The sequence below is a fragment of the Methanoculleus nereidis genome (assembly GCF_032944295.1).
Taxonomy (GTDB): Archaea; Halobacteriota; Methanomicrobia; order Methanomicrobiales; family Methanoculleaceae; genus Methanoculleus; species Methanoculleus nereidis.
This window is the reverse complement of record NZ_JABFFQ010000010.1, coordinates 72,981-88,187: the sequence shown is the minus strand read 5'-3', so window position 1 is coordinate 88,187 and position 15,207 is coordinate 72,981. Positions and strand designations below refer to the sequence as shown.

General features: G+C 54.8%; 12 protein-coding genes. 4 read left to right on the top strand and 8 right to left on the bottom strand.

Annotated elements, in window-relative coordinates:
* Nucleotides 1-886 precede the first annotated feature (886 nt).
* From HL657_RS11505 to HL657_RS11495, 3 genes are read right to left on the bottom strand one after another with little or no spacing between them, the layout of a single operon-like run.
* Nucleotides 887-2,758, bottom strand: a complete 1,872-nt coding sequence (locus tag HL657_RS11505; RefSeq protein ID WP_317296960.1) for a DEAD/DEAH box helicase — start codon at nt 2,756-2,758, stop codon at nt 887-889.
* A gap of 4 nt (nt 2,759-2,762) precedes the next feature.
* Nucleotides 2,763-4,160: a hypothetical protein gene (locus HL657_RS11500; RefSeq protein WP_317296959.1), complete on the bottom strand. Its 1,398-nt coding sequence runs from the start codon at nt 4,158-4,160 to the stop codon at nt 2,763-2,765.
* A 17-nt stretch (nt 4,161-4,177) separates the two neighbouring features.
* Nucleotides 4,178-6,115, bottom strand: a complete 1,938-nt coding sequence (locus HL657_RS11495; RefSeq protein ID WP_317296958.1) for a hypothetical protein — start codon at nt 6,113-6,115, stop codon at nt 4,178-4,180.
* Between the two features lie 783 nt (nt 6,116-6,898).
* Between HL657_RS11495 and HL657_RS11490 the strand changes: the two genes are divergently transcribed.
* From HL657_RS11490 to HL657_RS11475, 4 genes are all read left to right on the top strand, one after another.
* Complete coding sequence (locus HL657_RS11490) at nt 6,899-7,282, top strand: hypothetical protein (RefSeq protein ID WP_317296957.1); 384 nt, start codon at nt 6,899-6,901, stop codon at nt 7,280-7,282.
* Nucleotides 7,283-7,685: 403 nt separating this feature from the next.
* Nucleotides 7,686-7,988: a nucleotidyltransferase family protein gene (locus HL657_RS11485; RefSeq protein ID WP_317296956.1), complete on the top strand. Its 303-nt coding sequence runs from the start codon at nt 7,686-7,688 to the stop codon at nt 7,986-7,988.
* Between the two features lie 235 nt (nt 7,989-8,223).
* Nucleotides 8,224-8,970, top strand: coding sequence for a hypothetical protein (locus HL657_RS11480; protein ID WP_317296955.1), 747 nt, complete (start codon nt 8,224-8,226; stop codon nt 8,968-8,970).
* A 161-nt stretch (nt 8,971-9,131) separates the two neighbouring features.
* Nucleotides 9,132-9,578, top strand: coding sequence for a DUF3887 domain-containing protein (locus HL657_RS11475; protein ID WP_317296954.1), 447 nt, complete (start codon nt 9,132-9,134; stop codon nt 9,576-9,578).
* Nucleotides 9,579-9,646: 68 nt separating this feature from the next.
* On the opposite strand, the gene HL657_RS11470 is transcribed toward HL657_RS11475, so the two are convergent.
* From HL657_RS11470 to HL657_RS11450, 5 genes are all read right to left on the bottom strand, one after another.
* Nucleotides 9,647-11,767 (bottom strand): catalase, encoded by a 2,121-nt coding sequence (locus HL657_RS11470; RefSeq protein ID WP_317296953.1) that lies wholly within the window; start codon nt 11,765-11,767, stop codon nt 9,647-9,649.
* Between the two features lie 184 nt (nt 11,768-11,951).
* Entirely contained in the window at nt 11,952-13,148 is a 1,197-nt protein-coding gene (locus tag HL657_RS11465; protein ID WP_317296952.1) for a radical SAM/SPASM domain-containing protein, read from the bottom strand.
* On the bottom strand, nt 13,145-13,642 hold the full coding sequence (gene ahbB, locus HL657_RS11460) for a siroheme decarboxylase subunit beta (RefSeq protein WP_317296951.1): 498 nt from the start codon (nt 13,640-13,642) through the stop codon (nt 13,145-13,147). The genes HL657_RS11465 and ahbB overlap by 4 nt, the downstream gene beginning before the upstream one ends.
* Complete coding sequence (gene ahbA, locus HL657_RS11455; RefSeq protein ID WP_317296950.1) at nt 13,623-14,117, bottom strand: siroheme decarboxylase subunit alpha; 495 nt, start codon at nt 14,115-14,117, stop codon at nt 13,623-13,625. Before ahbA ends, ahbB begins: the two co-directional genes overlap by 20 nt.
* Nucleotides 14,118-15,173: a radical SAM/SPASM domain-containing protein gene (locus HL657_RS11450; RefSeq protein WP_317296949.1), complete on the bottom strand. Its 1,056-nt coding sequence runs from the start codon at nt 15,171-15,173 to the stop codon at nt 14,118-14,120.
* Between the last annotated feature and the right edge of the window lie 34 nt (nt 15,174-15,207).

Here is a 15,207-nt window from a genome sequence, read left to right as displayed (position 1 = left end):
GGCCTTCGAGGAACGAACGCTGGTCGTCGGTAAGGGTAACGGTGTACTTGCTCTTCCCCATGAGAGTTGTATTCAACATGGAACAATATAATTGTTGTTATAAAAATGTGGGACAAAAGACACTAGAGCATATGCCCTCATATGATTGAATGTCGAACCCAGCTGCTGAATTGTATTCACTTACTAATTGAACGCGACGACTGAGGTCAGGGAACCCTTCTGCTAGTAACCGACGTTTTTCCTCATCATAAATTAGTTCCTCTGCGTGTTTCGATCGCGCTAAAATTGCTTCTGACGGTTCTTGTCCGTCCCATTCGCTCTGGCGGAAAATGCGGATCCGGCGGGCAATTTTGGTGTTATAACTCGGGTTGAGATAACAAACGCCATCCTCTGTAGTATCTATAAAATCGAGCGCGCTACACAGTAGTCTGATACCTAGAGACGTCAGTCGACCTGATGGAACTCTGCTCATGCCCTCATAACAATCAGATTTTAGGTTGTACGAGAATTCTCCTAATATGTTCTCGAATTCTTTGCTGAGTTGAGTTCGACCAAATAGAATTGATGTAATTAGAAGGTACTTTTGAGATTCGGTGAGAAGGTACTGGTGATTCGGATTCTCTACAAGAAAGGTATCGCCTGTTCTGGTGATGGATATGGAATCTTCGCGAACGTGGATCAGGTAAAAATGGAGGGCTAGGTCAAGAAGGTCGTCAAAGGGGACGGGCCCTATCTGACAATTTCGACTTTGCATTGCCAGCTGAAGTCTGTCTTTGGTGACAGGACCGTTCTCTCCACCTAATTCCCGAACTAGAAAAAGAAGTCGGTTTAATTCATTGGGACTTCTAATTGTTTCAAGGCATTGAAATCCAGGCATGACCGGGCCCTACTGTGAGATGTGCTGACGAAGGTGTTCTAATACAGCTGCAATATCATCACTATCCCAGTCTCCTTCGGAAAGATCGTCCGGCACATCAAGATCTAAAATGTCAATATCGTCATTTAGCACACGGTACATGACATCCATCTTGTGTTGGAGGCGCGTGTTGACTGTTTCATCGAGAGTATTAACACCTAAGAGCAAGTGGTATCTAACGTTTGCATCTGGGGGTAGCCCTACTCTATGGATCCGATCCAATGTCTGCATGTAGAGGCCACAATTGAATGTTCTGTCGACATAGATAGCGTCATGACACTCCTTGTGGAGCGAAACCGATTCGGCGATCGCTGGGATAGTCGCCACAAGAACCTTGGTCGATTTATCGGTTTTGAATTGGTGAAGGAGGGCATCTCTGTTCTGTTCTGAGCCTTCGTCTTTGGTAGTACTGCCAGTTACCAAAACAGCTTCGATTCCCGAGTCTTTTACTGTTTTATACAGTAGTTCGGCGTTATGCACAAAAGATGTCCAAATAATTGATTTTTGCCGCTCTTCGGCAAGTTGTGTCGCAATATTTACGGCAACTAGTAGTTTCTGTGGCGTTTCATAGTCTGAGTAGTTCTGGATCAACTGATCTAGGTCCACGCCTGCCGCTGAGAATGGAGGAACACGGAACTCATTGGAGTATTCTCCAAGCAATGTAGGATTTGAGGCAGCTTGAAGGAGCCGGATCACAAGCGCCTTTCGCAGGTCCCTAACAAGATTGCGCTCTTCAATTTTACGTAGAGTGTGAGGAAGAATTCTGTTGCATAAAATATTATAGATGCGTTGTTGCACATCACCCAAACGCACTGGGATCCTGATTACGTTTCTTTTGGGGAGTTCGAGTTCATCTTTCCGTACGCGAGCATAGTAGGGACGCAGAGATTCTCTGAAGTCCTCAATTCTATCATCTTTACCGTAAAGATCCATGGCTTTTCGTGCAGGATTTAGACCTGGCCAAAGAACTTCAAATTGAGGCAGGAGGTCCTCAAGCCGATTGGGTGCAGGGGTACCAGTTAGAATGATCCTGCGTCGTGCAAGCGGTGCGATCTCATTTACTGCGTCGAACCAAGCGCCTCCTTCTCCGCGCTTGATGTGGTGAGATTCATCGAGTACTAGAAGACATGGATATTTTCTCAGTATCTGGGCCACAGCGTCGCGTTCGTTTGCTAACATCTGGTATGTGCACAAGAAGAGTTCAAACCTCTCTGCGTTTGCCATTTGTTGCGCGCGGTCAAGTGGTTGCCCTGCTATTTGTAATGCATTGGGTGTAGCGCCGAAACATTCTTGGTATTCTTCTGTCCAAGGCACGAAGGCAGATCGCGGGCACACCACGAATATTTTTGAGATTTCACCTATGTCTTTGAGGATTGAATAGGCGGCGAGAACCATTGTAGTCTTGCCACTTCCAGGAACAGAAAAGTTTGCAGCATTTGCAACCTCTATTAGATGACGTACGGGAAGTATCTGGAATTTTCTGAGTTCACGGTGGAAAGAAGGTGGGAGAGAGACACTTACTGGAGGATTTTGGAATAACTCTCTACCCGCAACCGATGAAGAACGGAAGGATCGTAAGTAAGTAATATGTTCCTTGAGTACTCGCTTTGCTGTATCCGATAGCTCGGTATCTATTCCAGCTTCGGAAAGAGTTTTCACTGTGTCTGCAATCTTGCTTCCCGGCCGGTTTTCTGCTGGCCCTATAAGTAGGTCGTTCCCTTGCGGCCTGAAGCCCAGAATCACCGAAAGAGCAGTTCCAGATCTGCTTTTTAGAAGCTGGGTTGCAGATATCCCACGAATCGCGATCCGATCCGAGTTAGGGTCGTAATCTATTGTAAACACGGCATTACCCAAATCGTGTGGCCAATTTTCTTACGAGTGCTTCAATTCGATTAAATTCATTGGAGTAAGGCCTTAAGTGTTCGTTTGAAACATCATCAAGGGCTTGTAAGTTGCTTTCAACCCGTTTGAGAATTTGAGCGGGTTTTTTCTTCTGTCGATCTAAATCTGCCTTTTCAGCTGTCTCTTGAAATACTTCTTTAAGCAGCTCTTTCTTTGATGAGTCTTTTGGGTTTGACGATGCTGCCTTCGATATTTCTGGCGGCTTTGGTTGTTTTGGTAATGGCTTCGATGTAGCGACTTGATCGTGTTCGATTACTTTTCGTTGCTCGGGAAGTTTTTGCTGCTTATCAGCTGGCGTGGAAGCAATGGCTGCAGAATCAGATGTCTTTTCTAAAATCTTGGCCTCTAATTCTTGAATTTCTTCTTCTAATGGTTCAAGAGAAGGGTCCTTCTCTTTCAATGGAACTTGTACTTCTTCCTCAACTCCACCGATCTTAAGCGTCTTATTTGCCCACTCTAGGGCGGTACGGGGATCCTGTATAAATTTGCCGATCTTTCGGACGTCAAGGTGCGGTATTCTTGCGACGCTGATCATAAGATAAGCCGCATGCAAGACTTGAGTCTGTTGCGCTGTGTCGAGTTTCTTCCAGTCCGACTTTTGCATTATACTATCAAGATCGATGAAGTGCTCAACACGGCCCTCGACTGTTGAATATCGCTTATCTTGTCCAAAGTAGGCTAAGTAGTCCTCGATCAGATCCAGTCGTTTCAGTTTCTTACGCACAGAGTCTGCTGTGTTATCGCCGCCAAGGATAATAGCGATTTCTTGATCTTGAAGTCCATATTCACGCCCCTCCTTGATTTTCAGCAATTCGTTTATTGGGCCGTAATCTGCCTTCAGTTCCACTGCCAACTGGAAACCCGCCTCAAATCTCCAAAGATCTGAAGATGATACGTTCGTCGGGAGCCTCACGACCTCTAGGTACGCGAAGTGTTGGTCTCCAGTCTCTCTAAACAGTTGGTTAAGAATCGCTGCTCGTCGGTTACCGTTGATAATAAAACCGTCGTGAGTGATTGTTGCAGGCTGGAGTTGGCCTACTCGTTCTATGTCTCTTCTTAACCAATCGGTTTTTGTACGGTCACGGAGCAGGAGTTCTTCAATTTTAGCTGCATCCCTTTCTTTTGAAGGATCGAGACGACGCCCCTCACTTGCTTCTAACTCTAGCAACTCGGCAGCAAATCTTCCATTCCGAATATTATACGTGAGAAGGCGCAATGGCAAGCGAATTACGTTAAGCTCTTGACGTTTGCCAGCAATTTCAAATGGTTCCTTCCTATCAAGGATTTCGGCCTGTTGTTCTTCGAGGTAGTCATCGATCATATCTGCAAACTTATTAATCATACAATTCTCCTCAGAGGTTAGGTTTGTTCATATCCTCCTGAAATAGATGTTTTTTCAAGGGTCTCAAGGATTTCTCTAATTTTTTCATCGGAAACATTGCAGTTGGTGAGGTAAGAAACCGTCAAACCAAAAGCAAGGCTTTTCCTGTCTGCTCCCCCAAAGTTGCCATCTCCAGAGCCAGCCTCAAGACCCAATTTCGTTAGGCGTGATGCAAGCCACCTCTTGGCAGGGCCGGGTCGATAGTCCAGTGCGTTCTCTTTAGCACCAGGTCTACAAACAAAGACAATATCCCATTTCAGATTACCTTGGTCACTATGGAATCCGCTTTTACCCTCCGCTAATATTGGGAAACAACTCGTGACACGGAAGTCTGCATGGCGTAATGCCATTGTCAGTGATTCCCAAGCTTTTCTTTTGACATGGTGATACGTAAAGACCATGATACCCTCATTTTTTAGAGCCTTTCGACATCCGGAGAACACGTTGGTCAGTCCTTCTGTATAATGGCGGTGCTCTTCTTCTGCCGTTGTACGTACAAAGAGGGAATCACTGATAGGTGAGTGCTGACTGGTTTGCTTGATCGACCACTTCACATGGTCTTTCAACCAAACAAAGTAAAAATCAGCCATTTCTGAATACGCTAGGTTATCATAATAGGGCGGATCAGTCAATACAAGATCGACCGATCGCTCTGGTAACCATGAAAGGTCTCGTGAGTCAGCAATAGCTAGATGGGCGGTTTGGCCACTCGCTCTGACAAGATTATTAACGTCGCTAACAATTGTGGCCTGAGCGGGATTACGTGCTTCTATTCTTCTTGGACGTTCTTTTTCGTATATATATTCGAACGGTTTTGCGCTAAATCTCTTCCCTCTCAATACTTTTTCGACGGAAGAGGTAAAACTGCCTCGCCCAATTGTTGTCCCCCAAACATTTCCTTCCACGGGTCTAGCAATTCTCCGAAAAGCGTGAAGACCAAACAGCGGGGTAAGCTTCCGATATCCAAATGCATAACTGCAGAACCAATTGTTGCAGGCTAGTGAGTCAGAAAATGCGAGAAGCAATAACTCGCGATGTGTGGAATTAGTAACCCCGTTAATCCGACGAAGTATCAGAGCGAGACATAGTAACTGGCGTCTATTGAATAACTCATGATACTTTTTATATCCTAAACTCACGGGCCGAAGATCTGACCTGCCTTCGATAGGAATGCTTTGTTTTGGAATAGGCAATTTATCCCATAGGTGAGTTAAGTCTTTGTTCGCCTTTTCATAGAGCTGTTGATCTGCGGCATCTGCTTTCTTGTAAGCTCTTTCTCCTGTGTCAGGGTCAATATATTCGATTGCAAAAAGACGGTGTCTGAGAGGCAGTAGCTCAGGGGATAAATCACTGATACGTGCTTCGTGATGGCAGTTTGGGCAAATATACTTGCCACCACGGAGTAAGTTGCCTTTTTCTACCTCGGTTCGCTCACCACATATGCAGTCGATATACTTCTCATCAGAGCGAAGTTCATGCAGTTTATGACATGAATGACAAAAACCCAAGCGGCTTGGACCTGTTCCATTGTTGGTCTTTTTGGAATAGAGCAGAAAGTGTATGTGCCCTTCAAATTCATGCCCGCATGATTCACAAGGAATTACTTCGACCCAGAAGTAGTACACTACAGTGGCTAACTTTCCGTTGACTTGAGTATAGTAGTAACTACGGATGCGCTCACTTATATCCCGCTGGACAGCTTCCCAATCCTCCCTAAATGCTGCTTCGTCAACTTCACCGATTTGCTTATTTACGATGAACCAAGCCATAGGGTCTATGTCAACACCGATTGTGCGGGCACCAAGCTTGGTGGCTTCGACAATTGAGGTTCCACCGCCCATGAAAGGGTCTAAGACAGTTATGTCCAGCTTGGTGTCAGGCTGGTAGAACTGGCGCCAGATTGTCTTCTCGTGCACACCACTACGAGACATAGCGCCTAATAGTAAAAACCGGAAATTTACGCCGAGACGTCGAGCCCACCATTTATGCATCTGATAGACTGGCTTTTTGCTGTTCCCTTCCCGCCTTGCGAGTGGAATCAGAGGTGCAATGCTCATGCCAGTCTCGAGTCTAGTACATCGTGGAATCGGACAGGAAGATCCACATTGTTTCTTTGGAATTCTTGTTGCCACTCTATCAAAGCCCCTCATTACCAAGCCAGGTAACTACCAAGTTTGTTTTGCTTAAAGATATCTTACGCAGGATGAAAGTGAAAAAGTAGGGAATTACATTGTCTTTCATAATACATCGCTGGGAATTCTCTTTTCGGTTTGCCATCCTACTTTGCGATTGTGAAATCCTTGATACATCAGAAATCGAAATCTGGTTATTTTATAGCCAACATCTTAACAAAGTTTAATACTGACTACTTCCCCTTAGCTTTATGGCTCTTTGCACCCTAATGAATTTTAAACATTCCGTTTTACTTTTTTAATTCCTCGCCCCTTATACATTTTCTAAACTTTGATAATGGCAATAAAGGGGATTATCTCCCTCCCTCCTTCGCGTTTCAATCCCTCACCAGCCGGACGCAACATCCCTCGCATCCGGAATTTACGATTGCGAGTCTCAAGAGTGCTCAAAATCCGCATGCGAATCCGGTCGGCGGCAAAACGATCCCGCACGCGGTATTGGCGGGCCTCCGAGCAGTAATGCGGCAGAGAGGTAATTTATTATACTACTTTTATACATGGAGTGCCATGGCTCCAACATACCGTGATGCAACCATCAACTCCGTCGAAGCGACTGCCACGGTCAGCGGCAGCACGGGCGGCGGCCGCGACGAGAAGGGCAACGTGTACTTCTTCCCGAACGTCTCGGTGAGCATCGGCTACTGGTTCGACAACGAGGGTGTCCCGAACTCGGACTGGAATACGCACTTCAAGGCGCAGTTGTGGATCAACGGCGAACAGGTCGGCAAGAAGCAGGATCTCTCCGCCGGCGGCCCGCAGACCTACACGTTCTTCGCGCACAAGTTCCCGGCGCCGGGTACGTATAAGGTGGAGGTTCGCGGGAAGAACTCGAAGTCGGTCGACGTTACGATCAAGAACGCCCCGGTGCAGGAGAAGAAGGCGGCGCAGTGATGGGGGATAAACTCACATTTCTCACCTGACCGATATCTCGCACAGGTTGTGCGAGTTTTTCAGGGCCGGCGGATGCCCCAAAGATAACACTCCATACGCCGGAGACCGTCGATGCCAGAAACTCCTCCTGCAGATCTCCAACCACCGGTTGGAGAATTGGCGCATTCCCGGGTATCGCCGGCCCCAACACCAGTACGCCATCAGGTTAGTGCAATGGATCGTTGCACAATCTCTCGTTTGCCCCGGTGGATCTAACAGACCCGGCCGGAAACGCACCGGCTCCGGGACATGCCGTGCCGGCACCACCTTTGGCAGGGGATACCGTGATGACCGGGGCCGATGCTCCCACGGCGAACAATAGATTAAAGCAACCCGCGAGCGTAAGAGGACATACGGCAGGAGCGTGACGCACGTGAAAACCCGTACCGAAGTCCTCGAGATCCTTCGCTCCCTGAAGGCCGAACTCAGAGAGCGCTATCACGTCGAGAGCATCGCCCTCTTCGGGTCATACGCCCGTGATGAACAGGGGGAGGGCAGCGATATCGACGTACTCGTCGAGTTCGATTCCGGTGCGGATCTCTTCGACTTCGTCGGGCTGTCACAGTATCTCGAAGAAAAACTCGGGTCCGGCGTGGACGTCGTCCCGGCGGCGGCACTCCGCCCGGAGATCCGGAGATCGGTTACCCGGGACCTCCTTGTTGCATGAGATCGCATACGCTCTATCTCTCGGACCTTGCTGCTGCGCTTGAGAAGATTGAGGAGTTTACCGCAGGCATGACCTATGATCAGTTCCTGCACGACGACAGGACTCAGAGCCCGTCATCAGGAAGTTCGAGATCATCGGCGAAGCGGCCAAAAAGATCCCGCTGCCCATCCGGGAGAAGTATCCCGCCGTTCCCTGGCGCGAGATCGTCGGCCGGTTATGCGACTACCTCTCAGCAATGCGCAACCTTACGCCCGAAGAAGTGAACGAGAGGTCTGGAGGCCTTCTCGAAGAGACATTCCAGTCTATGGCCGATGCCGAGGGGGAAGAGAACCCCGAGGACCGGCTCGCCCTGGTGAGGAGCAACGTTGCATCGTACCTGAGAGCCGGGCAGATAAGGGGCATCATCGTCCTCGACGCTGCCCCGGACGACCTTATCCGGGAGTTCAGTTACCTCAATGAACACAGCGATCTCGATCTCCGGCTGCTGGTGGTCGAGCGCTACCGGCTCGGCAGGCATGAGTACTTCTACCATTCCCGCTTCCTGGTATCGGGAGAGGCGGAGCCGGAGATAAAGCGGCAGAGGTTACGGCTTCGATTGATCGTCGAGAAATTCTCGAAGATGAAGCCGCCCATATTCTCAACGCACGCGACCAAAGAGAGCGTCCGCGTGTACCGCGAGGGGTGGCCGGCAGCGGTGCACTACGAGTTCGGCGACTGGAAGGATTCCATCAGCATCGAGATACGGGTTAGACACAGAGAGTACCCGAAGGTCGCGGACTTTCTCCCCAGACTCCGCGAGCACCTCGCCACGGCCATCCCGGAGACGCAGAGGGTCGAGCTCGCTACCGACCCGTCCGGATGGACGAGGCTTCAGTTCTTCTTCGGGGAAGAGATCGACCCGTATCGGATTGCGCAGTCGATGGTGCGCCTCTGCAGGACCGAGAAAGACATCTCCACCCTGCTGCGGGAAGGGAATGGATAGAGGCTGATCGCCACCCCCCGCCTCCTCGACCAACACCATCGAACATTCCGTGGGCGTTCACGTTCTTACACCGCGGGGTTCAGGCGCCGTGCTCGCCGGGTCGTTCCGTCCCCCCCCCATCCAACCCCTACCTTAATCCCTCCCCAATCCGACTTTATCTCATGAATCTCCGCAGAATCCCGCTCCTCACCGCCCTGCTCCTCATCGCCGCGGTCCTGGCATCCGGCTGCATGAGCCAGGAGACGGTGGTCTCCGACGACGTGAAGGCAGAGGTGCTCGAATACGCGGACCCGATCGCCGACAACGTCATGCAGGGCTTCAACGAGGGCAACTATGCGTTGTACTCTCGCGACTTCAGCCCGGAGATGAGGCAGGCTCTCGACGAGGCCGCGTTTGAGCAGAACCGTGAAGATGTCACGTCCCGGATCGGGCTTTATGAATCCAGGAGCGATCCCGTTGTCACGGAGACCGGCGAGCACATCGCCGTGACCTACAAAGCAAAGTTCGAGCAGGAGGACGGCGTTGCTCTCCGGTTCGTCTTTAAAAAGGACGACGAGTCGCACCAACTCCACGGGCTCTGGTTCAACTCACCGAAACTGCGCAGTTGAGGCGGTCCATCAGAATTAAAAAGAACCTCCGGGGAGGTTCTCCCCGACTCTTCTTGCAGCGATCCCCCTCAGGCCGGTACCTGCTCCTTCTTCTCCCGGTCCCAGTGGCGGTGCCGGGCGATGGCCGTCTTGAACTGCTCGACAAATGAGTTCACGTCTCCCTGGCTCCCGCAGGTCACGACCCCCATCTCGGAGACGGCCTCTCCTCCGGAGCCGGCATCGGCAAAGGTCACGCCCTTGATATCCGATGCCTTCAGGAGTTCGACGCCTTCTCCCGTCGCCCCGATCGGTTTGCAGTGCTTGAAGGCCTCGTTGATGAAGTGGATCGCGAAGCCCTGGTTCTTCAGTCTCTCTGCATGCATCCCCCCCGGGACATACACGGCGTCGTAGACGACGGAGGTGGTGGTGACGTAACTCTTGTCCACCTCCATCTCTTTGCCGTCGGCGGACTTGATCGTGCCAAGGAACTGCGAGACGATCTGTGGGTGAGCGCCCGCATCCTTCAGCGCTTTCTTGACCTGTATCACCTCGTCGTGGTTGTAACCCTCCATCGCGAGGATCGCGACCTTCCTGCTCTTAATGGTGTCCATGACGGTCCTCTCCTGGCTGAGGTTCGGGGACTTCTTCGTGCCGGAGGACGCGCCCTTCTCTGCCGGGGGCGGCACCCCGATCCCTTCCGCGATCCGTATCGCGAGATCGCCGTCGACGTTGTTCATGAGGTCCACCACCCTTTTGCGGACCCCGAAGTCCGAGACCTTCCCGAGCTCGAAGTGGAAGGCCTTGACGATATGCTCCTTCTCCGCGTCCGACATGCTGTTCCAGAAGAGTTTCGCCTGGCTGAAGTGGTCATTGAACTTCTCGCTCCGTGCACGGATCTTCTTGCCCTCGATCTTTTCCTGGTAGTGGACGAACCCGCCCTCCTCCACCCGGGCCGGCCGGGGCTTGTTCCCGCCGAGCGCGTTCGGGAAGTAACTGCTCTCGCCCATGTTGATCGTCATCCGGTTGTAGCCCTCCCGCTGATTGTTCGCGGCGGGCGCGAGCGTCCGGTTGATCGGGATCTCCTGGAAGTTCGGGCCGCCGAGGCGTATCAGCTGGGTATCCAGGTACGAGAAGAGCCGGCCCTGGAGGAGCGGGTCGTTCGAGAAGTCGATCCCCGGCACGACGTTCGCTGGGCAGAAGGCGACCTGCTCGGTCTCCGCGAAGAAGTTGTCCGGGTTCCGGTTCAGGGTCATCTTCCCGATCCACCGGATCGGCACCTCCTCCTCGGGCCAGATCTTCGTCGCATCCAGGATATCGAAGTCGAAGTTGTGCTCGTCCGCCTCCTCGATCATCTGCACCCCGAACTCGAACTCCGGGTAGTCCCCCATCTCGATCGCCTCCCAGAGGTCGCGGCGGTTGAAGTCCGGGTCTTTTCCGGCGATCTTCTGCGTCTCGTCCCAGACGAGCGAATGGACGCCGAGCAGCGGCCGCCAGTGGAACTTGACGAACCGCGCCTTCCCCTCGGCGTTGATGAACCGGAAGGTGTTGACCCCGAACCCCTCCATCATCCGGTAACTCCTCGGGAGCGCCCGATCCGAGAGGACCCACATGATCATGTGCGTGATCTCAGGAAGGTTCCCGACAAAGTCCCAGAAGGTGTCGTGAGCGGCGGAGGCCTGCGGCATCTGGTGATGCTGCTCCGGTTTGATGGAGTGGACGAGGTCGGGGAACTTGATCGCATCCACGATGAAGAAGACCGGCATGTTGTTGCCGACGAGGTCGTAGTTCCCCTCCTCCGTGTAGAACTTCGTCGCGAACCCCCGGACGTCCCTGACCGTATCGGCGGACCCCCGAAATCCCACGACGGTCGAGAACCGGACGAAGACCGGCGTCTTCTTCCCGGGATCCTGGAGAAACGCCGCCCTCGTGTACTCGGTCATCGGCTCGTAGACCTGAAAGTAGCCATGAGCGCCCGAGCCCCGGGCGTGGACGACCCGCTCGGGGATCCGTTCGTGGTCGAAATGCGTCAGTTTCTCGCGGAAGTGGAAGTCCTCTAGAAGCGTCGGCCCCCGTTCCCCTGCTTTTAACGCGTCATCGGTATGGCTTACCCGGACCCCCTGATTCGTCGTCAGGAACTCCTGCTCAGGGTCCTGGTGGAACTCGTCAAGCTGCTCCTGCTTGCTCTTCTCGTCTATCTTTCTCTTATCCATACTCTCTCACCTGCAACCCTCTTACCCCGGCCGGCCATATACCGCTGCTCTCCCCGGCGGGCGTGCCCCCACATCCCGGTCGGGTCTCATAAATGTAACTGCGCGGCGCGGGCGGGCGCGTAGAACGGCCATATCCGTCAAATACGCCTTTAAAACAGATTTCTGGAGGATCGCCCCTCCCCGGTTACGCCCCTTCCCGTGGCTCCTCGCGGCGGAGGGGGCAGAGGGGATCTTCAGCCCAGAGATCACCGCTTTCGGCAAACGCACGGATCCTGCACCCCCCGCCGCAGCAGTCGCGGTAGGAGCATCGCCCGCAGGACCCCCCGACCAGGTCCTTCTTCCTCCGGAAGTCGGCGAGGATCCGGTTCTCCGGATCGTTCCAGATGGCGCTGAAGGGCTTCTCCCTGACGTTTCCTAGCTTAAGTTCGTCCATCTGGGCGAACTGGCAGGGATAGACGTCGCCGGACGGATCGATGTTTGCGATCCGGTCCCCCGCGCTGCACCCGACACCGGAGCGTGTGAGGAGGGTGCACATGCTCTCGTATCGGGGGAGATCCTCCTCCTGCAGTCTCTCGAGCAGGTATACGGTGTCCTGGGGCGCGTCGACCGTGAGGAACTCCATGGCCGCCGGGTCCCCATCGCGCGCCCTCTTGATGAGCAGGTCGAGCAGACCGACAACCTCGCGGGATCGGAGCTGCAGGCTTTCGTAACCCTCGCCTCCCCGCCCGCTCGGGACCAGCCAGTAGACGCAGAACCGTTCCGCCCCGACTTCCAGGGCGAGGTCGATGAGGGCGGGAATCTCGGTGCGGTTCTCTCGCGTTGCGGTCACCCGGACCCCGCACTTCAGCCCGGCGGCCTTGCAGTTTTCGAGCGCCGAGACGGCCAGGTCAAAGCTCCCCGGGACGTTTCGTATGCGATCATGCGTCCGTACGGTCGCCCCGTCGAGCGATACCCCCGCGTACTCCACCCCGACATCGTGGAGCCGCCGTGCAACGGCGGGCGTGATCAGCGTGCCGTTGGTGCTCAGGGCGGTGACGAGGCCCCGCTCTTTCGCATGCCCGGCGAGTTCCCAGAAATCCTCCCGGATCAGTGGCTCGCCCCCTGAAAAGAGCAGGAGGGGGACGTGCATCTCCGCAAGATCGTCGATCAGGCAAAGCCCCTCCTCTGTCGTCAGCTCGTCCTCGCGCTCTCGCCCCGGCCCTGCTCGGATGTAGCAGTGGGAGCAGAGCAGGTTGCACCGGTTCGTGATGTTCCAGAAGACGACAGGCCGGCGGATGTCGGAGAATGCAAGCACCCCGCTCGGCGTCCTCTCACCGGCACGGTGCCGGAGCACCTCGCTGACCGTGCCGCCTGCGTGCAGGTACCGGGTGATCCGGTTCATCGCTCACGCCCCGGCCCTGCCGCAGGGCCGATCCGGCCGCTCGGCCGCTGCTTGAACTCCTCGGTGCTGAAGAGAACCCGGTATTCGGCGGCACCGGTCGCCCGGGAGAGGGCCGCGACCCTGCGGTGCGCGTCCTCCCTATCGCGGCAGTGGAGCACGGTGTAGAGGTTGTACTTCCACTGGCCGGGGATGGTGCGGCGTTCGTAGCAGTGGGTTACGTCGGGGCTCTCTGCCATGGCGGCTCCGATCTCGGCGATGCGGTTCTCGGGGACGTTCCAGACCACCATGGCGTTCGCCACCATTTCGGCCTTCCGGGGGTTGATCCTCGTCCCGAACCGGCGGACGACGCCGATCTCCCCGAGCCTTCGCAGCCGGCCGACGACTTCCTCCTCGCTGATCCGAAGCCTCCTTGCCGCATGGAGAAACGGCCTCTCCTCGATCCCGATACCGTCCTGCGTCAATCTGAGCAGTTCCCTATCGACCTCGTCCATCATCGTCTTCCTCCTCGAGAAACCGGAACCGCACGTCGAGTTTGAACCTTCGCACCACCGGGAGGTTCAGGACGTCCCGGGAAGGGATCATCGACCGCCGCCCGATCTCACCGAGTGTCTTTGAGAGTTCCTCTTCGTCCGCAGCGGCGATGGTGAACCAGAGGTTGTAGTCGCCGTCGCGCCGGTAGTTGTGGGACACGCCGTCGTACTCGTTCACGATCGCCGCGACCTCGTGCATCCGCTCTTCCGGCACCCGCATCGCGACGAGCGTGGAGGCGCGGATGCCGAGACTTCCGGGTTCGAGGATCGGCGCGATATGCCTGATCACCCCCCGACGGGAGAGATCGGTCAGCCGCCCCATCACCTCCCGCTCCGGCATCCCGAGGATCTCTCCGAGAACCCGGTACGGCCGGGGATCGAGGGGGAAGTCGTCCTGCACCTGCTGGAGGAGCACCCGGTCACGCGGATCGAGGTGCATTCACCGCACCCCCGGCTCGTAGAGACACCAGGGGTCCTCTGCCAGGTAATCGCCGGCCTGCGACCCCTCTTCCGTGAGCCCGTATGCCCGGGCGCGGCACCCCCCGCAGGCAGAACGATACTCGCACACACCGCATTTGCCCGTCAGGGCATCGCCGGAGCGGAGGTTTCTAAAGACCTCCGAACCGTTCCAGATCTCTGCAAACGAGGTTTTCCGGATGTTCCCGAGACCCAGCGGAAGGTAGGGGCAGGGGGTGACCTCTCCGCCTGGGTCTATCCTGCAGTAGCGGATGCCCGCGATGCATCCCCGTTCCCCCTCTACTACGGGAAGACCCATCGTTGACGCAATCCGCACGTACTGCGGGGCGCACGTCGGGCGGATGGATAGATCCCTATCAGCCCTCAGCCGGAGAATCTCCCGGATCAGGGCCTCGTACATCTCCGGGGAGATGTCGACGACCTCCTTCCCCCTCCCCGTGGGGACGAGGAAGAAGAACTGGAAGTCGTGCACCCCGAGTTCTTCCCCGAATTCCGCGATAGCCTCCAGCTCGCGGTGGTTCTGGAGGGTTACAGTCGTGTGCACCTGGACGGGGATACCGGCATCCCTGCACGCCTCGATGCCCGCGACCGCACGCTCCCAGGCACCCGTCACCCCCCTGAACCGGTCGTGAACCCCCGGATCGGCAGAGTCGAGACTTATCGCCGCTTTCCGGATGCCCGCCCCGGCGAGCCGCACCGCGGTGCGGCCGTCGATCAGGGTCCCGTTCGTCCCGATGACCATCCGGAGCCCCCGGTGCGTCCCGTATCCGGCGATCTCAAAGATATCGTCCCTCATCAGAGGTTCTCCGCCGCTGAGGATCATCACCGGGGAGCCGGTCTGCGCAACCTGGTCGATGAGCATCTTTCCTTCACCGGTGGAGAGTTCCGGGGTCCCTCCACCATCCCCGGCATCCATGTAGCAGTGGGCGCACCGCAGGTTGCACCGGTGGGTGACGTTCCATGATACGAGGGTGGGTTTGTATTCGCTCTTCCCGTCGTCTCCGATACTATTCAACATCAAGCGATCACCAGAATCCCGGTATGCACTCCCC